Source organism: Chengkuizengella marina (assembly GCF_009910845.1).
In the GTDB taxonomy this organism is placed as follows: domain Bacteria; phylum Bacillota; class Bacilli; order Paenibacillales; family KCTC-33759; genus Chengkuizengella; species Chengkuizengella marina.
The window spans coordinates 1-23950 of the sequence record NZ_SIJB01000029.1 but is presented as its reverse complement, the minus strand read 5'-3'; the positions used below and the strand labels follow the sequence as shown (position 1 = coordinate 23950).

Below are 23950 nucleotides of genomic sequence, written 5' to 3'. Positions count from 1 at the left end.
CTTTGATGAGTTCAGTTTAGCCAAATATAAGGAAACTCGCACTAAAATCAAGGTAAAGGGAGTATAATTTGGGGTAAATGGAGCACTATTTTAGATGAATGGAACATCAAAAAACTCTAATTTCTTCTTTTCAACTTGATATATTCAATAACAAATTCTGATTTTTTATTTGTAGGAATGTAGCACAAATCGAAACCAAAAAAACTGCAAACAAAAGTTTAATCTTTTGTTCGCAGTTTAACATTTAACTTTTTTAGTTAAGTTTTACATCACTTTTTTTCAAGAACAGTTTGAATTTTTTCTATTGCCCAATCCAAATCTTCTTTAGAAATTACTAATGGAGGTGCAAAGCGAATAACATTTTCATGTGTTTCTTTACACAATAATCCCTTCTCTTTCAGCTCCTCACAATAGGATCTTGCTGGTTCATTAAGTTCAACACCGATAAATAATCCTTTACCGCGTACTTCTTTGATCATTGGATTATCTATTTCTTTTAATTTTTTTTGAAAATAAGTTCCAAGCTCTAATGAACGTTCTGCAAGTTTTTCTTCCTCAAGAACATCAAGCGCTGCAACAGATACTGCACAAGCAAGTGGGTTTCCACCAAAAGTAGATCCGTGAGAACCAGGATTAAATACACCTAGAACATCTTTATTAGCAGCAACACATGAAATCGGGAATACTCCCCCACCAAGTGCCTTTCCTAAAATATACATGTCTGGTACAACATGATCCCAATCACAAGCAAACATCTTTCCAGATCTTCCTAAACCAGCTTGAATTTCATCTGCAATAAAAAGAACATTACTTTCTTTACATACATCGGCTGCTTCCTTTAAAAAACCATCAGGAGGAATGACAATCCCCGCTTCCCCTTGAATAGGTTCCAATAAAAAGGCAGCTGTATTAGGAGTAATTGCTTGTTTTAACGCTTCAATATCACCATAAGGAATTAATTTAATGCCTGGTAGCATTGGACCAAAACCACGTTGATATTCAGGCTCTGAGGATAATGAAACTGCGGTCATTGTACGACCATGGAAATTTCCAACACAAGCAATGATTTCTGCTTGATTATCTGCAACCTTTTTTACATCATAAGCCCAACGACGTGCTGCTTTAACTGCTGTTTCAACCGCTTCTGCTCCTGTATTCATTGGAAGCACCATATCTTTTTGTGTTAGTTTTACGACCTTCTCATAAAAAGGACCTAATTGATCATTATGGAATGCTCTTGATGTCAAAGTAACCTTATTGGCTTGGTCTATTAATGCTTGAATAATTCTAGGATGACGATGCCCTTGATTTACTGCGGAATATGCACTTAGCATATCCATATATTTGTTTCCTTCAGGATCTTCAACCCATACTCCCTCTGCTTTTGAAATAACAATCGGAAGTGGATGGTAATTATGTGCTCCCAATTCATCAGTTTTATCAATAATACTCTTTGATGTTATCATTTATACATCAGTCCTCTCTTCATAATAAGTGCAACAATTTGAAATCAAATTAAACACAAGTTATGTTAGTTTTTCACCGAATAAAGAACCCATTAGTGCTACGGCTACCGTTGCTGTTTTATTTCTTTCATCCAATATTGGATTCACTTCAACAAATTCAGCAGATGTCACAATATCTGCTTCTGCTAACATTTCCATTGCTAAGTGACTTTCTCTATAAGAAACTCCTCCAAGTACTGGAGTACCAACACCTGGCGCATCATGTGGATTTAATGCATCCAAATCTAAACTTAGATGAACACCATCCGTATTTTTAGAAATGTAGGCAATTGCTTGTTCCATGACTTTACTCATTCCGAGGCGGTCAATTTCATGCATCGAATACACTTTAATTCCTTTTTCACGAATTAAAACTTTTTCTCCCTCGTCTAGAGAACGCGCACCGATAATGACGATGTTTTCAGGTTTGATCTTTGGTGTGAATTCTCCAATGTTTGTAAGTTTTTCATGACCTAAGCCAAGACCTACAGCAAGTGACATTCCATGAATGTTCCCAGTTGGTGAAGTTTCTGCAGTATTTAAATCTCCATGTGCATCAAACCAAATAACACCAAGATTGTTATAATGTTTGGCAACACCTGCAATGGTTCCAATTCCAATACTATGATCGCCCCCTAAAATAAGAGGAAAACGATTTTCAGAAATCACCTCTGAAATAGAGGAGGCTAGTTTTTCATTAACCTCTTTCACTTCTTGCAAGTTTCTTAAATTATGACCTTTATCGTTTACATCACCTTGATCAGCTGTTAAATGACTTATCTCAATATTCCCTAAATCCTTAATATGATACTTTAAGTTTTGCAAGCGCTCTACAATTCCAGCATACCGAATAGCACTAGGTCCCATATCAACCCCACGGCGTGTTTGCCCTAAATCCATTGGTACACCTATAATTGAGATTTGTTGATTCATTAGTCCGCCTCCCTGTTATTTCTTTTATCAAGGGTATTATATCCTTTTTTAGCACATTGACTCAACTCGACAAAATTTTGTATATTTATACTGTTTAAAATCCAATAATCCCTTTTAAATCGGCTAATTTGCCCTTAGACAATGGAATTGAACTTTTTTTAGAATCATCTAATACTAAACTATAACTATTCCGTGTCCAGGTGATCACTTCTCGTACTTTTTGTAAATTTACAATATATGAACGATGGCAACGAAAAAAACCAAACGGTTGAAGTCGACTGAACAAATCATTTAAAGTGTATGTACAAGGAAATACCTCACCCTTAACATGTAAATGGGATATACCCTCACTACTTTCAACAAAATCAATTTCCATAGGATCAAAAAGTATGATTTTTTCATCTACTTTTGCTGGAATTTTTTCAAAACGAACCTGAATATTAGAAGAAGTTGATTCTTCTTCAGCAGACTCAATTTCCACATTTTCTGTTTCTTTATTTTTCCCTTTAGTAATATCTGGTTCTGTTGAATTTACTTCTATTTCACTTTCCATCTCTTCCCTTTCATTTTTCACATTATCTTCCTCATCCATAACTTCCAATTTTTTCAAACCTTGAACATTTAGATGGTATACATGATTTGTCATCATAATCGCACTCTCAAGATAACTTGTAGTAATTAAAACTGCTTTTTTTTGAGCAATAAATTCATTAATCATTTTTTGAATGATAATTCTACTTTCAATGTCTACATTCTGATCAGGTTCTTCTAAAATAATCAAATCGGGTTGATGCACAAATACACGAGCGAAGTGTAGACGTTTTTTTTCGGAAAAGGACAATCTATTAATTTTCATATTTGACTTACTTGATAAACCAGCTTGTTCTAGTAATGGTTTAATATCTATTTTCACTTCATAAAGTTGTTTGTAAAACTGTAAATACTGCTTTGGTGTGAGCCGTTCATACAAATTTTCATTTAATAATACAATACCAACTCTTTTGCTAAAGCTCTTAAAATTTTTATTTAATGGGTTACCAAAAAACAATATTTCACCACCAGAAGCAGGTAACTCACCGATCATCAACTGTATAAACTTTGAACCTACTTCTCTATTACATTGAATAGCTATTACTTCTCCTTCATGAATTTCTAAATCTATTGCAGGAAATAATACTGAATTTCCTATGTTTTTTTCTAACTGTTTAATGTTTAAAATACTCATTTTACACAATTCTCCTGTCTTCACCTAAGTAAATAACAATCACAGTATCTCATTTTTCATCCTTCCTGACAAAAAAATATAAACAGACCCATTTTTAAGTTTTGTGATATAGTACGCTTAAGTGTAAACAAAAAATAACAGAATTGAGGAGCTCTCAATATGTTTGACTTAACTTTTTTTCAATTATGTTTAACTATTTTAGCTGCTTTATTAATAGGATTTTCAAAAACAGGGGTACCCAGTGCAGGAATTTTTTTTGTTGTCATACTAGCTGCCATCTTCCCAGCCAAGGAATCTGTCGGTATCTTATTACCCATGTTAATTGTAGCTGATATCGTAGCGGTGACTTACTATAGGAAAACGGTAATTTGGAGATATCTTGTCAAATTAATCCCATGGGTGTTTAGCGGAATCATTATTGGTTTTTTTGTTTTAAGGTCAATCACAGATGATGAATTATCTCTCTTACTAGGTATTATTATATTAGGTCTTATCTTTCTCCACATTTCTAAAAGCAAACTTGAAAGTTGGCTTCAATCCAATTTTACTGAGTCCTCTGTTTTTCTAAATCTTCTTGGTATATTAGCGGGTTTTACAACAATGGTTGGGAATGCAGCTGGTGCCATCATGTCGATTTACTTGTTAACTAAAGGATTAAAGAAAAATGAATTTATTGGGACAGGTGCATGGTTTTTTATTTCAGTAAATGTAATTAAAATTCCGTTTTTTGTCTCTATAGGTCTTATCACACCAGCAACACTAATATTTAATGCATGGATGATTCCAGCAATTTTAATTGGTACTTGGTTAGGCATCAAATTCCTCCCTCGTATACCACAAAAACATTTTCAAATTATAATTCTAGCTCTTTCAGCAATTGGGGGAGTTAAGTTGATTTGGGATGGTGTTGTATATTTAATGAAATAAAAAATCCCGACAGAGTTCATTTGCCGGGTTATATCTTTAAAATGAAATTCTTATCTAACAGAAACTTCTTTCGATACTTTATCAATTTCAGCAAGATGTTTATCTGATAATCTAAAAGTTAACGTACCTATATTTTCTTCTGCATGGTGTTTTTTCGTTGCTCCTGGAATAGCTACAATCGTATCTCCGTGGAAATGAATTGTCCAGTTTAATGCAATTTGACTGGCTGACACATTATACTCCTGCGCTAAGTTATCTAATAAATCAATAAGCGGTTGTGTTCTTTGTAATGCTGATGTTTTAAACCCAGAGGCTAATTTGCGAGGCCCTGTAATATTCTTGATCAGTTCTGGTTTCTTATGAAATTTACCAGTTAAAATGCCTTGTTCTAATGGAGAATAAGCTATAATTGTAATCCCAAGCTCTTTTGCAGCATCTAACACTCCATTTTTTTCAATACGTCGATCTAATAAACTATATTTCATTTGATTGGATACAAGTGGGAATCCTTGTCTTTTTAACGCAAGATGCGCTTCTCTCATTTTCTTTTCATTAAAATTACTAACGCCAACATGATTTATCTTTCCTTCTTTTAATAAAACAGCCATCTCATTCATCTCTGCTGTGGCACTTGAAAAGGAGAAGGGTTGATGAACCATATACAAATCTATTTCCCTACCTTTAAGTGATTGAAGTCTTTGATTGATAGTTTGCCTAATAGATTTTGCTGTTCTAAGCGCTGGCCACCACTTTGTTGCAATCAATGCATCCTTTGCTTCGTCTCCTAATCCGTTTAAAACATCAGCTAGTGCTTCTTCTGATTTCCCTCTTCCATAAGCTTCAGCAGTATCAAACCAATTGATGCCTCCTCTGAGACTAATTTGAATAATTTCTTCAATTTCTTGTTTTTCCAACACAGGCCAAAAACCACCTACAAATCCATTCCCCTTACTAAATTGCCAAGTACCCAAACCTAATGCTGAAATCTTTAAGTCTGATGCTCCCAGATTACGAAGTTCCGTTTGTGAAATTACCGTCAAACTCATCACCTCATTAAAATCATTATTTATTATTTTAAGTATATATCATTTTAGACAATGATTGTACACTTTGACTATAATAATCATATTATGTAGATCAGCTGAAATAAAAAAAGGCCGTTTGTTTCATCGGCCTCTACTTCATATCTATTCACTTAATAATTTCTCAATTTCATTTTTCATTTCTAATGGATCTGTTTTTGGAGCATAACGAGCTACTGGTTTGCCTGATTTGTCGATTAAAAACTTAGTGAAATTCCATTTAATCCCTTTAGATCCTAGAATTCCAGGGGCTTCCTTTTTTAAAAACGTAAACAATGGATGGGCATGTTCTCCATTTACATCCACTTTTGCAAACATCGGAAAAGTAACACCGTAATTTAATTCACAAAAACTCTCAATATCAGATTCTTCTCCAGGTTCCTGCTCGCCAAATTGATTACATGGAAAACCTAATACAAATAATCCTTGCTCACTATAGGTTTCATGAAGCTCTTGAAGTTGTTTATATTGAGGTGTATAACCGCATTTACTAGCAGTATTCACTATTAATAATATTTTCCCTTCAAATTCTTGTAGAGATTTTTCTTCACCTTTGATTGTTTGTACTGTATATTCATAAACTGACATATCATCACTCCTATTCCTTTATACGATCATCATATCGAAATATAGAATGAATCACAAATGTCTTCTAAATAATTAAAATGCTTTAGACACCTTTTTTATCGTCTCCTCATCTTTCATTTTTCCTAGTTCTGTTCCTTTGGATGGAGTGAAAACTTTACCATCATATTTATGGCTAATCTTATCCTCTAATCTTTGTCCTGATCTAATAGATTCAATAAATCTTGGAGCATCAGTACTTGACATTTCTTTATACCAAACACCCTCTGGATAACTAATCACAACACATTTATCCTCACAACGCCCATTACAAAGTGTTCTAGTAGTATGTATAAATTGATCAAGACCTTTCTTAGATATTTCTTTACGAATGGCTTGAGTCAACTCTTCCGCTCCTTCGTTTTTACAGCTGCCCCCATTACAGATGAGTACATGCTGGTTTGTTGTTGTTAAATTCCATGTCGCCATGAAGTACCTCCTCTTTTATGAAATCAGCCTAAATTTTAAACTAACAATATTAAAAATAATAGATAGAACCCCAATTTGGTTAGAAGTTATCTTGATGATTTTTATAGTCTATTTATAGATAATATCATATACTAAATAAGAGGGATTTACATATATAAGAATAACATGCAAATTCTTATATGTTATAGAACCTAAATTAAAGAAAAAGGGGTCAGGTACATATGTCTGTTAGAGAAGAGTTCCAAAACTTAATTGAAAAAGTGAAGGCCAATCCAGAACATATTGATGGAATGGAGTGTGTCTATCAATTCGATGTGAGTGGAGAAGATGAAGGTACTTATGTAATTGAACTGTCTGAAGGGAACATTACTTATAACGAAGGTGAAGTAGATAACCCTTCATGTACGATTCAACTATCTTCAAAAAACTTAATTAAATTGATGCATGGAAATTTAAACGCTACAACTGCTTTTATGATGGGAAAACTAAAAGTCAAAGGAAATCTATCTTTAGCTATGAAATTAGAAGCAACATTAAAAAAATATCAATAAAGAAATTCACTGTTGAAAGCCTTTAAAAAGAATAAAGTGGTATTGCCCTTATACTTTATTCTATGTTTTTAAATTCGTATGTTATAAGAAAAAATCCGCCTATAAAATATATAAAATAGGTGGATTTTATATTCAGGCCACACATGAAAAAGGCCACCTTTCGGTGACCTTAAAATTCACAACATCAGTCGAATTTCTATCCTTGAAAAAATCAGGCCCATGCCATCTTCATACAATTCCTCTTCTTATTTACCAATGAACATTTGAGTCCAATAATTACCTTCTTCTACATAACCAACACCAATATGAGTAGAACTAGAATTTAAAATATTTTTACGATGACCGCTACTATTCATCCAAGCATTTACTACTTGTTGTGGTGTTCTTTGACCATAAGCAATGTTTTCTGCAGCAGATCTGTAAGATACTCCAAAGCTTCTCATCATATCAAATGGTGAACCATAAGTTGGGCTTGTATGATTAAAGTAATCCTTGGATTGCATGTCTTCAGACTTGATACGTGCAACTTCACTTAACTTCTTATCTACTTTCAATGGAGGTAAGTCGTACTTAGCACGCTCTACATTTACTAAATCTACTACTTCTTGTTCATATGCACTTATGTTAAAAGATCCTTTTTTGGTCTTATCAATGGATCCATCATTGTTGCTTGGTGGCTGAGATGGAGGTGTTACTACTGTTTTTTCGTTAGTCTTAATTCCTTCATCCATTGCATTTTTGATAAATTGAATAGCTTCCGCTCTTGTCAGCGTATCTTTACCTGCGTATCCTTTTACTGTAGGAGAAGTTTTCCCTTTACTGAATTCTTTATCAAGAATATACTGTATCGCATCAGCTCCACTTTTTTCTTGTCCATCTGCTCTAGCTAGTATTTCCGCAACCTTTGTTCGATCGATAACTTTATCTCTTACTTCTCTGTTGTATATTCCTTCTAATGGATAATCCTCAGACCAAGCATATATGTAATATTTTTCTGCCCAATTTTGTCCTCTACAAGTTCTAGGTACTTCAGCCTCCAAAGATCTAAACAGTAGAGCTATAAATTCTGCTTCAGTAATTTGTGAGTTAGGATGAAATTTACCATCTTGATATCCACCGATAATTTCTTTTTGCTTAGCCCAAGTGATTGTTTTATCTGCCCAGTGACCTTTTGTATCAGGAAAAGCAGATGAATTTGCAAAAGCTGGAACTGCTAATTGACTCATCATTAACAGTACTAAAGAATAAATAATGAAATGTTTTTTCAAAAATCTTCACTCCTATTTTAGTATTTTATTCATTTGTTTTTACTATAGTTACCAGCTAGAGTTGCTCATTTTAAGGTACTATTTATATGGGAGTTATGGCTTAAAAAGGAGGTTAATTACTAGGGAATAGGTAATAATGCACACGTTAGTGATACTTAACATTTAAATTTGTAGTTAAACTACGCCCTTTAAAAATAGATCATACCAAAACAACTCTGACACAAACCTGTCAGAGTTGTTAATTACTATACGAAAGCCAATCACATCCATACCTGCTCCAAAGTGTACTAAACCAATCTCTGGTTGTTTTTCTTCAGGTATTTATGAAGCATATAAAACTATTGCTAAACGTACTACATCAATTTATGCGTTTGTGAGAATGAGAGTATTTTTTAAAATTCTCATTCATTTATCACTATCAATTTTTGCGCTGTAGCTTGCCCTGGGTATGACTCAGCCATTTCACTAAACCATACTTTTACTTTTTGACCGACTTGTAAATCACCTACTTGCAAATCATCAGGTATATAAAACCAAACAGCACTGCTACCCTTTCCATTTAAAATATCTTCAGGGGAATATGATTGTACATCTTCTAGAGAAATACCTCCAATAACAAGAATTCTATCTTTGTCCTTGCTAACAATATAACCTTCTTCACTCATAGTACTTTCTTCACTGCTACTAACATCATTAGAACAAGCAATAATAGATACACTAGTAATAATTAACAATAAAAGAAAAAGCCCGTGCTTCATTTGTGATACCTCCTTAGTAATAGTGCTTTTTAGTCTGTGTAATCTTTTTTTAGACGAACCTAAAGTATAGAAAGTTGCAAAAATTATATTTATATTCCACATTAATTAATGTTCATTTTTAAATCCTCCAACTGAATTTTTACATTTTTAAAAGAAGTAACTCCTATATTATTTGAAGGAATTACTTCTTTTTTAGAAATAACTATAAATTTGTATGTTGATATGGAAAGGTAAAAAAAGTATCGTGCAAGTTATAAAGATAGTTAAATGTACCATTGGTATATATCGAGAGAGTTATCTTTTAATTTCAATAACTAACTTTCCTTTAACACGACCCGACTCCTGTTTTTGTAAAGCAGTAATGCATTCTTCAAATCTATACACAGTATCAATGATTGGTTTAATCTTCTCTTCTTCAATTAACGTTGTAATTTCTCTAAGATCTCTCCCATTTGTTTGCAAACGTACAAAGCGATAAAAAGCATCTTTAGATCGAATTAATTTCATCAATTTCTTTTCTTTTAAACCAAGGATAATTCGTAATATTTTATTTATCCCCATTTCTTTTGCAGAAATGGGATCTATATGCTCCGCAATGCTAACGATTCTTCCTCTATCTTTAATTACTTTAAATGCATCTAATGTATACTGACCACCTAATGTCTCAAAAACAATGTCCACATTTGAAACTATTTCTAAATAATTTTGTTTTTTATAATCAACAACTTCATCTGCACCTAATGCTTTCACCCAATTCACATTGCTTGTACTTGTTGTAGTAATCACATAAGCTCCCTTTGACTTGGCATATTGAGTTGCAAATGATCCCACTCCCCCAGAGCCTGCATGAATAAGTACACGTTCTCCTTCTTTCATCTGTGCCAAAGTTAATGCTTGTAAAGATGTTATCCCTGCAAGTGGAATACATGCTGCTTCTTTAAAACTTAGGTTCTTAGGTTTTGGAGCTACATAGGAACTCCCTGTCGTAATGAATTCTGCAAATGTTCCAGGATTCGGTGTTCTTGAATATACCTCGTCTCCAATCTCAAATTCTCTTACATTTTTACCTTTTGCTGCTACTACTCCACTGACATCAAATCCGATTCGAGCAGGGAATGTCAACTTACTTATCGCTTTAAGTTCCCCGTGAATAATTTTGTAATCAATCGGGTTAATACTAGCCGCGTGGCACTCGATAAGTACCTCGTTTTCTTTTGGAGTTGGTTTATCTACTTCCTGAAACTTTAAATTGCTTTTTGTATCACCATACCCCAATATTGTCAATGCTTTCATATATTGCACTCCCTAGATTTATTAATGTATTACATTTATTATTATTGATTTCTGAAATACTATTCTTAAAGAATACATCTTACATTGAGCTAATTCAACACTCATCCTTCGGATAATTTCTACCCAATAGGCAAAAAAATCACCTCTCAAGATAATTCCATCTTAAGAGGTGACCTCATTCATTTATTTTGATCAAAATTTATTTCAATCCTACACTACTACACAGACGTAATATCATGTGACTTACTCCACCGTAACACTCTTAGCCAAATTACGAGGTTTATCCACATCGTTCCCTCTAGTTAAGGAAGCATAATAAGATAGTAATTGTAAAGGAATGACGGAGAGAGCGGGTGATAAAACATCTAATGTTTTAGGAATTGTGAAAGATTCGTTTACAAACTTTCCTAACTCTTCGTTTCCTTCTTGACTAATTCCTAATACGTAAGCACCACGTGCAGCTACTTCTTCTATATTACTTACTGTTTTTTCAAATACATCTTCTTGCGTTGCTAATGCTATAACAGGAATGCCTTCCTCAATTAAGGCCAACGTTCCATGTTTTAATTCCCCAGCTGCATAAGCTTCAGAATGGATATAAGAAATCTCTTTCAGCTTGAGTGATCCTTCTAATACAACAGCAAAATCTAATCCACGCCCGATAAAAAATAAATTGTTATGAAGTGCGATTTTTTCAGCTACAGTTTTAATTTGTTCCGATTGCTCTAAAATATGCTCAACTTGTTGTGGAAGCTCTTGTAAAGCCGAAATTACTTTTTTCACTTCGTCTGCTTCTACTGTTTCTAACTTTTGGGCTAAGTATAAACCGAATAAATAAAATGCGATTAATTGCGATGTATAAGCTTTCGTTGAAGCAACGGCTATTTCAGGACCTGCCCAAGTAGTAATCACATCATCCGCTTCACGAGAAACAGAGCTGCCTACTACGTTTGTTATCGCTATTACATGAGCACCTTGACGTTTAGCTTCTCTTAGAGCAGCTAACGTATCCGCAGTTTCTCCTGATTGACTCACAACGATAACTAACGTGTTTCTTGTAATAATTGGTGAGCGATATCGATATTCAGAAGCTACGTCTGTTTCCACTGGAATACGTGCTAACTTTTCAATGAGATTTTTACCTACTAACCCAGCATGATAGGCAGTACCACAAGCAACGATATGAATGCGATCAATGGATTTAATTTCTTCATCAGTCATATTAATTTCATTTAAAATCACTTGATCTTGATCCATAGATATACGACTGCCCATTGTATCGCGGTATGCATTAGGTTGATCATAAATTTCTTTTAGCATAAAATGATCAAATCCTGCTTTTTCAGCCGTTACAATGTCCCAATCTACATGGAAAACATCTTTTTGAATATCATTTCCGTTCACATCTTGTAAAGTTACTTCATCTTTAGTTAAGATTGCCATTTCCCCATCATTTAAAATATACACATCTCTTGTATGTTCTAAAATTGCAGGAATATCTGAACCGATATAACTTTCACCTTCACTGATTCCAATAATTAATGGACTTGCTAAACGAACAGCAATTAATTTATCAGGCTCATCTTCACAAAGAACAGCTAAAGCATATGCCCCGCGCATTCGATCTACTGCTTTTTGAACCGCCTTAACAATATCACCCTCATATAAATCAGATATAAGATGAGCGATAACCTCTGTATCCGTTTCCGAGCTAAATGTATGCCCTTTTGCAATTAACTCTTCTTTAAGATTTACATAATTTTCAATAATCCCATTATGAACGACTGAAAATTTTTGTGATGGATCACAATGAGGATGTGAGTTTTCGTCAGAAGGTTTTCCATGTGTTGCCCAACGAGTATGCCCAATACCTATTGATCCTTTTATTGGGTTTGTATTTAACTCTTCCTCTAGTACTGCTAACCGACCTTTGGCTTTCTTCACTTCTAATCCACGATTGGTATACACTGCAATTCCCGCAGAGTCATACCCTCTATATTCTAGTTTTTTTAACCCGTTTATTAAAATACTTTTAGAATCTCTATTTCCAATATATCCGACTATACCACACATAAGTTTCTTCTCCTCCCATGAAACAGGGAGCGTTAAAAAGCGTTATAAACATCACTTTTTAAACACTCCCTTCATATGGTTTATTAAAAATCTTAGCTGATTACACTGGGTGGTGTAAAAAGTGATTTATATTCAATTATGAATCATCCTAATTGGAACCTTGTCAAATCGGTCACCCAATTCATTTACTTTCCAATTTTACGGTATGGATGTAATATACCGGGAGGTCCCCGCCGAATATTCGAACACCTTCCACCTCGTCAACTTATAACCTTATGTAAGTTATGAATATGAAACAAAAATTTATAAAGTTATCAAGTTCTGGCGCTTTTAAAACAAGTAACTTCGTTCCACCTTTCTTTTTTAGAGTATAGAACTATATTATTGTATTTTACCTTAAATGTGAACCTTTTTTTTAAAATAAACAATGTAAATTATTTATTTTCAGTATGTGGTAAGTAAGATCGTTATAGTTCTTCTTTAATTTTATTTGCTATTTTTTCAGCATAGTTTCGAACTAAGTCTTCATCAGGTCCTTCAACCATAACACGTATTAAAGCTTCTGTTCCAGATGGACGAACTAAAACTCTGCCATTATCTCCTAGTTCTACTTCTACTCCATGAATGGTTTCTTCTATTGCTGCATTTCCTTGCAATCCTTCTTTATCTTGGACATTTATATTAATCAATACTTGTGGATATTTCGTCATCAGCTGCTTCAACTCACTTAATTGCTTTCCTGATTGCTGAATGGTACTAGCAAGTTGAATTCCAGAAAGAATGCCATCACCTGTTGTACTATGATCTAGAAAAATAACATGGCCAGATTGTTCACCACCAAGATTATAACCATGTTTCCTCATCTCTTCCATCACGTAACGGTCTCCTACAGCCGTTTTGGAAGATTGCATGCCTAACGATTCAATTGCTTTGTAGAACCCAATATTACTCATGACTGTGGATACAATTTTACTTTGATTTAACTTTCCACTTTGATTCATTGCATCTCCACAAATACATAATATATAATCCCCATCAATGATTGATCCAGTATTATCAACAGCCATTAATCGATCTGCATCACCATCAAAGGATAATCCCAAATCTGCACCTAAACGAACAACTTCTGATTGCAAATTTTCTAGATGAGTTGAACCACAATTTTCGTTAATGTTTAATCCCGTTGGATTTATCCCAATTGAGATTACTTCTGCACCTAATTCTTCAAATACTTTAGGTGCGATTTCATATGCTGCTCCATTTGCACAATCTAATACTACTTTTAACCCCTTAAAATCGACTTCCGCTGTTGTTTTTAAATAGTTTATATATAAATCCTTTGCTTCAGGTTGATCTGTTAAGGTACCTAAATTATCGCCTATTGGTCTTGGCAGATCATCTACTTCTGCATCCATTAGACGTTCTATTTCTAATTCAGTTTCGTCAAACAATTTAAATCCATCTTGCCCAAAAAACTTAATTCCATTATCAGGTACTGGATTGTGTGAAGCAGAGATCATTACACCTGCATCCGCACTTAATTCACGAGTTAAGTAAGCTACGCATGGCGTTGTAACAACACCCAATCTAATGACATTTGCTCCAATGGATAATAACCCTGCCACTAGAGAAGCTTCTAACATTGGACCTGAAATTCTTGTGTCTAAACCAATGATTACGGTTGGTTTTTCAACCTTACCAGCTAATACATACCCTCCACAACGACCAATTTTATATGCTAATTCTGGTGTAAGCTCTTTATTAGCAATACCACGTACACCGTCAGTTCCAAAATATTTCCCCATGTCATCTTGCTCCTATTCGTATATGTTAATAGTTTATCATTATTGATTTATCTCATCTAACTGTTCTTCTTCATTTAATACCGGTTCAAAGTTTGTTGAAACATTGTCTGTAGGTAAACTTTCTTCAGAAATCGGAAGATTCAATCCATCATCCATTTCCGATTGTATTCCACCTTCAATATTTTCACTTTGATTTTCTATTTCATCTATTATTTCCGCTTCTCCTTCTTCATTTGTCACTTCACTTGAAGGTTCTGTAACTTCTGAATCTGTTACCTCATCAGAAACTGGTTTTATTTCCAAAGATACTTTCAAAGGAGAATCCCCTCCATATTTCACAAAATTAGGAAGTGTTAATTGAATGCTGCGTTCATAACTTCCCGGGGGAAGTCCACTAATATCTACTGTGGCATCTATGTTATTTTCACTTATATTTTCTAAAATAGATGGTGCTCCTTCAATCATCAAATCTAATAAGCCATCTTTTGGTTCATTAAAAGCAATTTCATATTCTTTTGTGTTTAATCCAATAATTGTAATTGGGAAATTAGCAAAGGTCTTAGTTTCAGAAGGTACAATAATAATCTCCACCTCAACTTTTTGAGGTTCAATCTTTTTAATACCATCAGGGATCGTTAAGATATGAGAAGATACTCTGTCACTCGTCAAATTACTTAGATCAATTTCAATATCATCATATACATTGTAATCTTCTAATACATCTTGTGATCCGTATAGTGTAACTTCATCTACACTCTGCTTAAAGGATACTACACTATATCCTTTTGGAGTTTCACCTCTCAAATTAACTCTTAAATCCAAAGTTTTTGAAGGACTTAAGATCGGAATTTCCACTTTTACTGTTGCAGGATTTATACCTACGTCAATTTGTTTACTATCCTTATCATATGCTTTCAAAGGCAGTTCAGTCACTATATCCTCCCGCACATTCGTTACATCAATGGAAGATTGGACAGTAGAAATTTGTTCTATTACACTGCTAGGTGCTGTAATGGATACTTCTTCTGCAGAAAGAATAGGTTTTTTTACTTCGTACCCTTCCCCTGGTTCTCCTTTTACTTTAATATCAATTGGTAATGAAGTTGTGATGATCTCTTCAATAATAACTGTGACTTTTGGTGGATATAGTTCAACTTCAACATCATCAGGAAAGCCAATTGAATCTAACTCAATATGATGAATTCCCGCTAGTTTATTAGATAAATCCAACTCAATCTTGTACTTTTCATTCTCTTTACTTACGGGTTTAATATCTGTTTCTTTTCCTTTTAAAACTACATTAACAGAACTGTAATACTTATCTTGAATATGTAAACCCTCACCTAGATTTGAAATGGTGATAGGAAAATCATCTATGCCTCTGCTCTGTTCGATATAATCAATAACTGAGGGTGGAGGAGTTGCAACTTGTTGATCTAACTGAACAAATGCCCATAGCAATATACCAAAAATCACTGCAACTATTCTTACAACTGTTATATTCCCTAACCATTTATCCATTTTGATTACCTCTTTCGTTTCCAAAATGAAGTTCTGTCTTTACTTTTTACATTTGGTTTTAACTCTTCAAATATTTTGGATATGAGCGATTCATCTTTAACATCTCTAACTACTTGTCCATTCATCGCCATGGATATAGCTCCTGTTTCTTCTGAAACAACAATACATAAAGCATCTGAAACTTCACTCATACCGATAGCAGCTCTATGACGTGTACCTAGTTCCTTACTAATAAAAGGATTTTCAGATAAAGGGAGATAACATCCCGCTGCTCGTATTTCACCATTTTTTATCACCACAGCTCCATCATGTAATGGAGTATTAGGTGTGAAAATATTTATTAATAATTCAGCACTTATTTTTGATTTTAGTTGGATTCCGGATTCTATATATTCATTTAGTCCTGTTTCTTTCTCAAATACGATAAGAGCACCAATTTTTCGTTTAGATAAATAATTAATGGATTTAATCACTTCACTGATACGATCATTAACTTCTTTTTCTTCCTGAGATACAGTTCTGGTAAATATTTTACCTCGTCCTAATTGTTCTAGTGCACGCCTAAGCTCAGGCTGAAATATAATGATTACCGCTAAAAGCCCATAGTTAAAAGCTTGTTCCATCATCCACTGTAACGTATTAAGTCCTAACAAAATACTAAGAGCCCATGCCACGATTACAACTACTATACCTTGAAGCAGTTGCACAGCACGAGTGCCTCGAATAATCATTATTAACTTATATATCACATAACTGACGATTAAAATATCTATTATATCCATAAAGGTGATGGTGGTGAAAAATCCCATTTTTTTAGCTCTCCTAATATCCAACTTCAAAAAATCTTCAGAATTACAACTTTCTAAAAATTACATTTCTTTTTCTAATATAGATCATACCATAAAATGTACAACTCTAGAACTTTTGCCAATGAAAAAAAAAAATCTCTAAAAGATATGTCCTATAAAATAATTTCTTGATTAATTTAGACAAAAAAACCAACCCATCATTTCGGGAAGGTTTAATTGGAACATATTACTTTACTCTTTTTTAAACAAGTCGAAAAAACCACTAATTTTATACCAAATCCAATCTAATGTTTGATCAATATGAGTAACTCCTCCGGCAACTTTCTCTGCTGAAGCTAATAAATTTATTTCACTGTCAATAAGTGTTACTTTACCATTCACTGTTCCTTCCACAATAATTTCTCCATTTTCAACAACAAGATCTCCATTCACTGTTTGTCCTTCTGGTACAATGACTTGATTATCTTTGATCACTACATATTCCATACCGCTTCCTGAAACAATAAGCTTCGAATCTGGTTCATTTATGGCAAACAAACTTCCCGTCATAATAATAACAAAAACAGCTGCAGCAGCCATTGCAGGGTACTGTTTAGCCCATCTCATCCATCTGTTTCCACTATTCATTGGAATAGCATCCATAATCTTGTTACTTAAATCATCAGGAACTGGGCTTTTTGGGAGAGACCTAGTTAATGCCTCGGTTTTTTCTAATTGCACTAAATTCTCTTTACAATTTGAACATGTGTCTAAGTGATGACTTAACTGATGAAGTTTTACACCAGTAAGATCTCCGTCCAAGTATTCATGCAATAAAGAATTCACTTGTTTACAATTCACTTTGCCCACACCTTTCAGAGTTAAAACTCGTTCGTTCATTCATACCATACGTTTGTTAAAATAATTGGTTTCAAAAAAATATGAATTAAATTACGAATAGATTTGAACAACAACATTCACAATAGATTACCGTGTTCTAATTTTTTTCGCAAATACTCTCTACCTCTATGGACTCTAGTTTTAACGGTTGTTACAGGCATGTGTAGTATATCACCGATTTCCTGAAGTGATAAATCATGCAAATAACGTAATACGATAACTGATTTATATTTCTCTGGCAATTTATCAATTGCTTTTCGAACATGTCTTTGTGTTTCAGATATGATAAGCTGCTGATCAGGTGAGTCATCCTCGCTTGGTAGAATATCATAGCCGTCTATCCCTTCACCTTCTATAGTTTCAGCATCTAATGAAAAAGCATTTTTTCTTTTCCTCAATCGGTCAATACATAAATTTGTACCAATACGAAAAATCCATGTAGAAAACTTGTACTTTGCATCATATTTATGTATGCTCTTATACACTCTTAAGAAGGTTTCTTGAGTTATGTCTTCAGCTTCTTGTTTATTACCTAACATTCTGTAACCAAGATGATAAATTTTATTCTTATATAAATCAACTAAATCTGAAAAAGCTTGATGATTTCCTCTTTTAGCTAATTTAATGATTTTTACTTCGGTACTATCCACTACAATTCCCCCAGCATAATGATTGCTATGCTCTAAAGTGATTAAAATTTTACTACTTCTTTTCAGCAACTATAATTCCAATTAATATTAAAAATACTCCTAACCATTGTGCCAGTAATACAGTTTCTTGTAAAACAATAACCGCAGCTATAATGGCTGCTGGTAGTTCTATTGCTCCCAGCATTGCAGACAAAGATCCGCCAATTTTAGGGATACCTAAGTTAAAACTTATTGTAGGTATCACTACACCTAAAATAGCTGCAAATAATCCCCAGAAAAGAAAAGTACTTAGTTCTCCTTGGATATATGTCTGGCTGGGAAATAAAATGATCATTACAATAATACTAGGTGGAAGAGCTGCTGTAATCATTATAGCTGATTTTAGTACAGAATCTATGTTTGTTGCAACTCTTCCTGTAAATGTTATGAATAAACTATATGTAATTGCAGATAAAAAACCATAAATAAATCCTCTAATGCTCATTTGTTGAAGGTCTTCGATTGATAATCCTACAGCTAAAATCGTTCCAAACATGACGATAAGAACTGCAAGCATCTGATATATCGTTGGTAATTTTTTATGTAATACAGACTCAATAATGATTGAAATCCATATAAACTGAAACAACAAAACAATGGAAAGAGATGCATTTAAATCCCTTAGAGAAGCATTGATAAAAATGGAAGTAAGTGCAATTCCCATAAAACCTAATAAGGTTAATCTCAACAAGGGAGTTTTTATAGGATTTTGCCAAGCCCTTCTTCTAAACCCAATAATAATCCACAATATCATCATACCAAAAAATAACTGGCCTGTGGTGATTTGAAGCTCATTTAATCCAGATTCATAAGCAAGCTTAATAATGGATGATAAAATGCCATAACTTGAAGCTCCTACTAATACAAGAATAATGGCTACCCAACGATGCATTTCTTTCAATTTAATAACCTCCAAGATACAAAAAGCCGGAAAGTCCATTAAGACCTCCGACTTTTGTATACGGATAAAATATGATTCGTTTTATGATTGTGATAAAACATCACGATGTTCGTTTATCCTGTATTTCGAAGCCCTGCAGCAATTCCATTTATCGTAAGTAGAACCTCACGTAATAAATCTGCATTATCATCATCTTCTTCACGTAATGTTCTAAGTTCGGACAATAATTCCACTTGTAAATAACTTAACGGATCTACATATGGGTTTCTTAACCGAATAGATTCCTGAATAACTGGAACATTGTCTAAAATCTCTTTTTGTTTTGTTATATCTAAGATAAGCTTACTGGTCAAAATATATTCATCCTCTATGGATTTGAAAATTCGATCTTGAATTGTAGAATCTTTGATCATATTCGAATACTGCTTTGCAATTAATAGATCTGACTTGGCAAGAGCCATTTGTAGATTATCTATCATAGATCTAAAAAATGACCAATTTTCGTACATATTTTGGAGCGTTTTTAAATTCTCTTCCTTGCCCTGTATATAAGATTGTAATCCTGTCCCTGCAGCATACCATGCAGGTAACAAATATCTACTTTGTGTCCAAGAAAATACCCATGGTATCGCTCTTAAATCTTCAAATTTATCACTATTTTTACGTTTGGAAGGTCTTGAACCTATATTTAGTTCTCCAAACTCTGTTAGTGGTGTAGATTCTTTAAAGAAAGTTACAAAACCTGGGTCGCGGAAAATCAGATCTTGATATTTCTTTAAAGCTGACTCAGAAATGCCTTGAACTATTTCTTCCCAATTAGGATCATCTTTTAGTTCCTGTTTTCGTTCAGATAACAATCCAGCTTTAATTAAAGAAGAAGTTGCTTGCTCTAAGCTTCTGTATGCAATGCCTTTTAAAGAGTAACGAGAGGAAAGCACTTCTCCTTGTTCAGTAATTTTTATCCCCCCACCTAAAGTACCTGGTGGTTGTGCTAATATACTGCGATTCAAAGGCATACCACCCCTACCTAAAGCTCCACCTCTTCCATGGAAAAACTTTAATTTAACACCATACTTACTAGCGGTTTCTGTAATATCCCTCATAGCAATTCTTAATTCCCAATTTGCTGTAATTGCTCCACCATCTTTATTACTATCGGAATATCCCAACATAATTTCTTGAAGATCATGAGCTTCCTTTATACTTTTTCTATAGATAGGTATATTAAACAGCTGATCTATAATTTGGGGTGCTGCATGAAGATCATCTATCGTTTCAAAAAGTGGAACTGGTTGAATAGATAATCCATTTGGTTCAAGACGATGTAATCCATATTCTTTAGCTAATATTGTAACTTCGAGAAGATCACTAACACCCTGTGTCATACTAATAAGATAACTCTTAATGCAATCTTGACCGAATTCGTTCTGGGCATTATAAATTGTTTTGAAAACATCTAAACATTCTTTTGTACTTTCAGAATAACTTAAATTCACTGTGGTTAATGGTCTTGGATCATTTAATAACTCTGTTAATAAATGAATCTTCCCATCTTCATTCAATGCCGAGTAGTTTTCTTCAATTCCTGTTTTTGAAAGAATTTCTGCGATTGCAAGTTCATGCTCCTTACTATGCTGACGAATATCCAAAGCAGCTACATGAAACCCGAAAAGCTCAACTTGCCTTATAACCTTCTTCACATATTTATCTGCTGCATAATCTGCAAAATGGCCTCTTAGACTGCAATCAATTAATTTCAAATCATTTATAAAATCTTCAGGAGAATTGTATTTTTCTTTTTCATTAGATACAGAGGCTTCTGTGTTATTAATTTTCTGAAGCATATAAGAAAGTTTTATTCTATATGGTTCCTTTATATTTCTCCACTGATCAGCAATCGGAACTTCAACATTTATACGATCTTCTTCAATTGAAGTTAAAAGTTCATCTGATACTTTTACAATACTAGTACTGAAACTTAGATGATCCTTTAGATCTTTAAGGATTTGTCTGTATTTTTTTAAAGCTAAAGCTCTCTGCATTTTAAGAGTTTGCCATGTTGTATCAGCGGTTACTGAAGGATTACCATCACGATCGCCGCCTATCCAAGATCCAAAACGTAAAAAAGTTGGTACATGCCAGTCCTGTTCTGGATAATATTTTTTTAAACAATACTCTAGCTCCTGATATACATTAGGTAAAACATCGAATAATGTTTCATCAAAATAGTACAACCCGTTACGAACTTCATCAATGACAGTAGGTTTACGATCACGAAGCTCGTCTGTTTGCCACAATGTTAATACTTCATTACGAAGTTTATCTTTTAATAATTCTCTTTCTTTGTAAGTTAAAGTAGGATTATCTAATTCCATCATTTCTTCAGCAATTCTGTGATGAATATCCAAAACAGCCCTTCTTGTAGCTTCCGTTGGATGAGCCGTCATCACTAACTCTAATGTAGCTCCACTTAAAATCTCCATTACATCGTTACTAGATACATTACATTCTTTAAATTCGATAATAATGCTTTCAATAGAACCGGGTTGAATAATATCACCTGTTGATCGTTCGTACTCTCTTTTTCTGCGAACTCGATGATTTTGCTCTGCAATATTTACAAGGTGAAAATAAATTGCAAATGCTCTTATAACATTGTGACGCTTATCCGTTTCCAATGTCTCTATCTTTGTTTTAAAATTTTCTAATAATTCCTGTACGAAGTTTGCTCGTAAAGATTTACTCATTTCTCTAATTTCTTCTACAACATCAAGTAATTCTTTACCTCCCTGATGGACCAAAACCTCTCCTAAAATATTACCTAAAAAGCGAACATCTCTACGTAATGGATCTGTTTTATTCGTATCTACAGTAGTTTCAACCAACACTCACACCTCATCTTTATTAAAATGATATAAATATATGATACTAAAAAAAGAGTCAAAAATCTCTATTTTAACGAAAATAATGAATTTCCATTAATTGAAATTAATAATTATGTAGTTATAAAATACAAATGTATATCTGCATATTAAATACAAAGTGCGATGAAATATGTGTCAATTCGAAAGAATTACCAATAACTATTGCTAGGGGGAGTACACAAATTGCTCTACTATAATATAGTATTTCAATGCAACTCTGATTCTCGAAGAATGAATGAATATTAAAAAAAGACCCTATAGGTCATTTATTGTTAAATGGAGCGGGTGATGGGAATCGAACCCACGCGACCAGCTTGGAAGGCTGGAGTTCTACCATTGAACTACACCCGCATATTAAATTGAAGTGGTCGGGACGACACGATTTGAACATGCGACCCCTTGGTCCCAAACCAAGTGCTCTACCAAGCTGAGCTACGTCCCGATGTAATATGTTGTTAAAATGGCACGCCCTGAGAGATGCAGTACCTGACTGCGATGCCTTTGCTTTCGAAGCTTATGCTCCGACGAACTCTAACGTTCCAATTATCTCTAGCGTTTGGTATTTCTATGATGTTCTAAATGGCACGCCCTGAGAGATTCGAACTCCCGACCTTTTGATTCGTAGTCAAACGCTCTATCCAGCTGAGCTAAGGGCGTATATGGAGCGGACGACGAGATTCGAACTCGCGACCCTCGCCTTGGCAAGGCGATGCTCTACCACTGAGCCACGTCCGCAAATGGTGCGCGTGAAGGGAGTCGAACCCCCACGTCGTAAGACGCTAGATCCTAAGTCTAGTGCGTCTGCCAATTCCGCCACACGCGCATAAATAAAATGGTGAGCCATGAAGGATTCGAACCTTCGACACCCTGATTAAAAGTCAGGTGCTCTACCAACTGAGCTAATGGCTCTCATAATGGCTGGGGATACAGGATTCGAACCTGTGCATGACGGAGTCAAAGTCCGTTGCCTTACCGCTTGGCTAATCCCCATCAATTTAGGTTGTAACAGTGCCGTCGAGAGGACTTGAACCCCCAACCTACTGATTACAAGTCAGTTGCTCTACCAGTTGAGCTACAACGGCAAGCTTGATTGATGGTGGACGCTGACGGGATCGAACCGCCGACCCTCTGCTTGTAAGGCAGATGCTCTCCCAGCTGAGCTAAGCGTCCATAGTAATAGATAAATAAGGAATAAGCCAAAAATCCCTGCAAAGATATTATAGTGACCCGTACGGGATACTCTTCATTTTATGCGAGACTGCGATGTTATCTCTTACGAAGACTATGCGCCGACGAACCCTGGGATTCTTTATCCCTTGATGTTTTTACTTTAAGTGGTGACCCGTACGGGATACTCTTCATTTTATTTCGAGACTGCGATGTGATCTCTCACGAAGATTATGCTCCGACGAACCCTGGGATTCTTTATCCCTTGATGTTTTTACTTTAAGTGGTGACCCGTACGGGATTCGAACCCGTGTTACCGCCGTGAAAGGGCGGTGTCTTAACCGCTTGACCAACGGGCCATATTGATGTTAATAAGCTCCCAACCGGATTTGAACCGGTGACCTCTTCCTTACCATGGAAGCACTCTACCTACTGAGCTATGGGAGCATATGGCTCCCCGAACAGGACTCGAACCTGTGACAACTCGGTTAACAGCCGAGTGCTCTACCAACTGAGCTATCAGGGAACATTATATTACAGTAAATAGAGAATTAAAGCTTGGCAACGTCCTACTCTCCCAGGACCTT

At 34.6% G+C, this 23950-nt stretch carries 19 protein-coding genes and 12 tRNA genes; 2 read left to right on the top strand and 29 right to left on the bottom strand.

Annotated features, from left to right (window positions below):
* Positions 1 to 269: 269 nt before the first annotated feature.
* The 3 genes from ERL59_RS13785 to ERL59_RS13775 all read right to left on the bottom strand — a co-directional run bounded on the left by ERL59_RS13785 (position 270) and on the right by ERL59_RS13775 (position 3663).
* A complete protein-coding gene (locus ERL59_RS13785) occupies positions 270 to 1466 on the bottom strand; it encodes an ornithine--oxo-acid transaminase (RefSeq protein ID WP_160646807.1) in 1197 nt (398 codons plus the stop codon).
* Positions 1467 to 1526: 60 nt separating this feature from the next.
* On the bottom strand, positions 1527 to 2438 hold the full coding sequence (rocF, locus tag ERL59_RS13780; protein ID WP_160646806.1) for an arginase: 912 nt from the start codon (positions 2436 to 2438) through the stop codon (positions 1527 to 1529).
* Positions 2439 to 2532: 94 nt separating this feature from the next.
* Positions 2533 to 3663 (bottom strand): LytTR family transcriptional regulator DNA-binding domain-containing protein, encoded by a 1131-nt coding sequence (locus tag ERL59_RS13775; RefSeq protein ID WP_160646805.1) that lies wholly within the window; start codon positions 3661 to 3663, stop codon positions 2533 to 2535.
* A 159-nt stretch (positions 3664 to 3822) separates the two neighbouring features.
* Here ERL59_RS13775 and ERL59_RS13770 point away from each other — a divergent pair, with 159 nt between their 5' ends.
* Entirely contained in the window at positions 3823 to 4590 is a 768-nt protein-coding gene (locus tag ERL59_RS13770; RefSeq protein ID WP_160646804.1) for a sulfite exporter TauE/SafE family protein, read from the top strand.
* Positions 4591 to 4640: 50 nt separating this feature from the next.
* Here ERL59_RS13770 and ERL59_RS13765 read toward each other — a convergent pair whose 3' ends face one another.
* The 3 genes from ERL59_RS13765 to ERL59_RS13755 form a co-directional block, all read right to left on the bottom strand.
* Positions 4641 to 5636 carry an aldo/keto reductase gene (locus ERL59_RS13765; RefSeq protein ID WP_160646803.1) on the bottom strand — a complete coding sequence of 332 codons (996 nt, stop codon included), beginning with the start codon at positions 5634 to 5636 and terminating at the stop codon, positions 4641 to 4643.
* Between the two features lie 141 nt (positions 5637 to 5777).
* A complete protein-coding gene (locus tag ERL59_RS13760) occupies positions 5778 to 6260 on the bottom strand; it encodes a glutathione peroxidase (protein WP_160646802.1) in 483 nt (160 codons plus the stop codon).
* A 72-nt stretch (positions 6261 to 6332) separates the two neighbouring features.
* Positions 6333 to 6725 carry a (2Fe-2S) ferredoxin domain-containing protein gene (locus ERL59_RS13755; protein ID WP_160646801.1) on the bottom strand — a complete coding sequence of 131 codons (393 nt, stop codon included), beginning with the start codon at positions 6723 to 6725 and terminating at the stop codon, positions 6333 to 6335.
* A 221-nt stretch (positions 6726 to 6946) separates the two neighbouring features.
* Here ERL59_RS13755 and ERL59_RS13750 point away from each other — a divergent pair, with 221 nt between their 5' ends.
* A complete protein-coding gene (locus ERL59_RS13750) occupies positions 6947 to 7276 on the top strand; it encodes an SCP2 sterol-binding domain-containing protein (RefSeq protein ID WP_160646800.1) in 330 nt (109 codons plus the stop codon).
* Between the two features lie 245 nt (positions 7277 to 7521).
* Here the strand turns inward: ERL59_RS13750 and ERL59_RS13745 are convergent, their stop codons facing one another.
* The 23 genes from ERL59_RS13745 to ERL59_RS13635 form a co-directional block, all read right to left on the bottom strand.
* Positions 7522 to 8544, bottom strand: coding sequence for a CAP domain-containing protein (locus ERL59_RS13745; RefSeq protein WP_160646799.1), 1023 nt, complete (start codon positions 8542 to 8544; stop codon positions 7522 to 7524).
* Positions 8545 to 8945: 401 nt separating this feature from the next.
* On the bottom strand, positions 8946 to 9302 hold the full coding sequence (locus ERL59_RS13740; RefSeq protein ID WP_160646798.1) for a YobA family protein: 357 nt from the start codon (positions 9300 to 9302) through the stop codon (positions 8946 to 8948).
* Positions 9303 to 9596: 294 nt separating this feature from the next.
* Positions 9597 to 10595: an NADP-dependent oxidoreductase gene (locus ERL59_RS13735; RefSeq protein WP_160646797.1), complete on the bottom strand. Its 999-nt coding sequence runs from the start codon at positions 10593 to 10595 to the stop codon at positions 9597 to 9599.
* Between the two features lie 243 nt (positions 10596 to 10838).
* Positions 10839 to 12668, bottom strand: a complete 1830-nt coding sequence (gene glmS, locus ERL59_RS13730; RefSeq protein WP_160646796.1) for a glutamine--fructose-6-phosphate transaminase (isomerizing) — start codon at positions 12666 to 12668, stop codon at positions 10839 to 10841.
* Between the two features lie 467 nt (positions 12669 to 13135).
* Entirely contained in the window at positions 13136 to 14473 is a 1338-nt protein-coding gene (glmM, locus tag ERL59_RS13725; protein ID WP_160646795.1) for a phosphoglucosamine mutase, read from the bottom strand.
* A 39-nt stretch (positions 14474 to 14512) separates the two neighbouring features.
* Entirely contained in the window at positions 14513 to 15994 is a 1482-nt protein-coding gene (locus tag ERL59_RS13720; RefSeq protein ID WP_160646794.1) for a CdaR family protein, read from the bottom strand.
* Positions 15995 to 15999: 5 nt separating this feature from the next.
* A complete protein-coding gene (gene cdaA / locus ERL59_RS13715) occupies positions 16000 to 16803 on the bottom strand; it encodes a diadenylate cyclase CdaA (protein ID WP_160646793.1) in 804 nt (267 codons plus the stop codon).
* Between the two features lie 231 nt (positions 16804 to 17034).
* Positions 17035 to 17643: a zf-HC2 domain-containing protein gene (locus ERL59_RS13710; protein ID WP_160646792.1), complete on the bottom strand. Its 609-nt coding sequence runs from the start codon at positions 17641 to 17643 to the stop codon at positions 17035 to 17037.
* A 116-nt stretch (positions 17644 to 17759) separates the two neighbouring features.
* Positions 17760 to 18332, bottom strand: a complete 573-nt coding sequence (gene sigW / locus ERL59_RS13705) for an RNA polymerase sigma factor SigW (protein ID WP_160646791.1) — start codon at positions 18330 to 18332, stop codon at positions 17760 to 17762.
* Between the two features lie 52 nt (positions 18333 to 18384).
* The gene (locus ERL59_RS13700; protein ID WP_235929908.1) at positions 18385 to 19263 is read right to left on the bottom strand and encodes an EamA family transporter; all 879 of its coding nucleotides are present in this window, start codon (positions 19261 to 19263) and stop codon (positions 18385 to 18387) included.
* Between the two features lie 122 nt (positions 19264 to 19385).
* A complete protein-coding gene (gene ppc / locus ERL59_RS13695; protein WP_201763571.1) occupies positions 19386 to 22157 on the bottom strand; it encodes a phosphoenolpyruvate carboxylase in 2772 nt (923 codons plus the stop codon).
* A 316-nt stretch (positions 22158 to 22473) separates the two neighbouring features.
* Positions 22474 to 22547, bottom strand: a tRNA-Gly gene (locus ERL59_RS13690).
* 14 nt (positions 22548 to 22561) lie between these two features.
* A tRNA-Pro gene (locus tag ERL59_RS13685) sits at positions 22562 to 22638 on the bottom strand.
* Positions 22639 to 22776: 138 nt separating this feature from the next.
* Positions 22777 to 22853: transfer RNA gene (locus ERL59_RS13680), tRNA-Arg, on the bottom strand.
* A gap of 3 nt (positions 22854 to 22856) precedes the next feature.
* Positions 22857 to 22931, bottom strand: a tRNA-Gly gene (locus tag ERL59_RS13675).
* Positions 22932 to 22934: 3 nt separating this feature from the next.
* Positions 22935 to 23019 (bottom strand) — tRNA-Leu (locus ERL59_RS13670).
* 10 nt (positions 23020 to 23029) lie between these two features.
* Positions 23030 to 23105 (bottom strand) — tRNA-Lys (locus tag ERL59_RS13665).
* A 6-nt stretch (positions 23106 to 23111) separates the two neighbouring features.
* Positions 23112 to 23186 (bottom strand) — tRNA-Gln (locus tag ERL59_RS13660).
* Positions 23187 to 23205: 19 nt separating this feature from the next.
* Positions 23206 to 23278: transfer RNA gene (locus ERL59_RS13655), tRNA-Thr, on the bottom strand.
* A gap of 12 nt (positions 23279 to 23290) precedes the next feature.
* Positions 23291 to 23366, bottom strand: a tRNA-Val gene (locus ERL59_RS13650).
* A gap of 281 nt (positions 23367 to 23647) precedes the next feature.
* A tRNA-Glu gene (locus tag ERL59_RS13645) sits at positions 23648 to 23722 on the bottom strand.
* A 15-nt stretch (positions 23723 to 23737) separates the two neighbouring features.
* Positions 23738 to 23810, bottom strand: a tRNA-Thr gene (locus ERL59_RS13640).
* Between the two features lie 3 nt (positions 23811 to 23813).
* Positions 23814 to 23889: transfer RNA gene (locus ERL59_RS13635), tRNA-Asn, on the bottom strand.
* Between the last annotated feature and the right edge of the window lie 61 nt (positions 23890 to 23950).

Bases quoted from the DNA above. Each gene is read 5' to 3' on its own strand.
- ERL59_RS13785 (WP_160646807.1), bottom strand. From the start codon at position 1,466: ATGATAACATCAAAGAGTATTATTGATAAAACTGATGAATTGGGAGCA.
- rocF (WP_160646806.1), bottom strand. From the start codon at position 2,438: ATGAATCAACAAATCTCAATTATAGGTGTACCAATGGATTTAGGGCAA.
- ERL59_RS13775 (WP_160646805.1), bottom strand. From the start codon at position 3,663: ATGAGTATTTTAAACATTAAACAGTTAGAAAAAAACATAGGAAATTCA.
- ERL59_RS13770 (WP_160646804.1), top strand. From the start codon at position 3,823: ATGTTTGACTTAACTTTTTTTCAATTATGTTTAACTATTTTAGCTGCT.
- ERL59_RS13765 (WP_160646803.1), bottom strand. From the start codon at position 5,636: ATGAGTTTGACGGTAATTTCACAAACGGAACTTCGTAATCTGGGAGCA.
- ERL59_RS13760 (WP_160646802.1), bottom strand. From the start codon at position 6,260: ATGTCAGTTTATGAATATACAGTACAAACAATCAAAGGTGAAGAAAAA.
- ERL59_RS13755 (WP_160646801.1), bottom strand. From the start codon at position 6,725: ATGGCGACATGGAATTTAACAACAACAAACCAGCATGTACTCATCTGT.
- ERL59_RS13750 (WP_160646800.1), top strand. From the start codon at position 6,947: ATGTCTGTTAGAGAAGAGTTCCAAAACTTAATTGAAAAAGTGAAGGCC.
- ERL59_RS13740 (WP_160646798.1), bottom strand. From the start codon at position 9,302: ATGAAGCACGGGCTTTTTCTTTTATTGTTAATTATTACTAGTGTATCT.
- ERL59_RS13735 (WP_160646797.1), bottom strand. From the start codon at position 10,595: ATGAAAGCATTGACAATATTGGGGTATGGTGATACAAAAAGCAATTTA.
- glmS (WP_160646796.1), bottom strand. From the start codon at position 12,668: ATGTGTGGTATAGTCGGATATATTGGAAATAGAGATTCTAAAAGTATT.
- glmM (WP_160646795.1), bottom strand. From the start codon at position 14,473: ATGGGGAAATATTTTGGAACTGACGGTGTACGTGGTATTGCTAATAAA.
- ERL59_RS13720 (WP_160646794.1), bottom strand. From the start codon at position 15,994: ATGGATAAATGGTTAGGGAATATAACAGTTGTAAGAATAGTTGCAGTG.
- cdaA (WP_160646793.1), bottom strand. From the start codon at position 16,803: ATGGGATTTTTCACCACCATCACCTTTATGGATATAATAGATATTTTA.
- ERL59_RS13700 (WP_235929908.1), bottom strand. From the start codon at position 19,263: ATGCATCGTTGGGTAGCCATTATTCTTGTATTAGTAGGAGCTTCAAGT.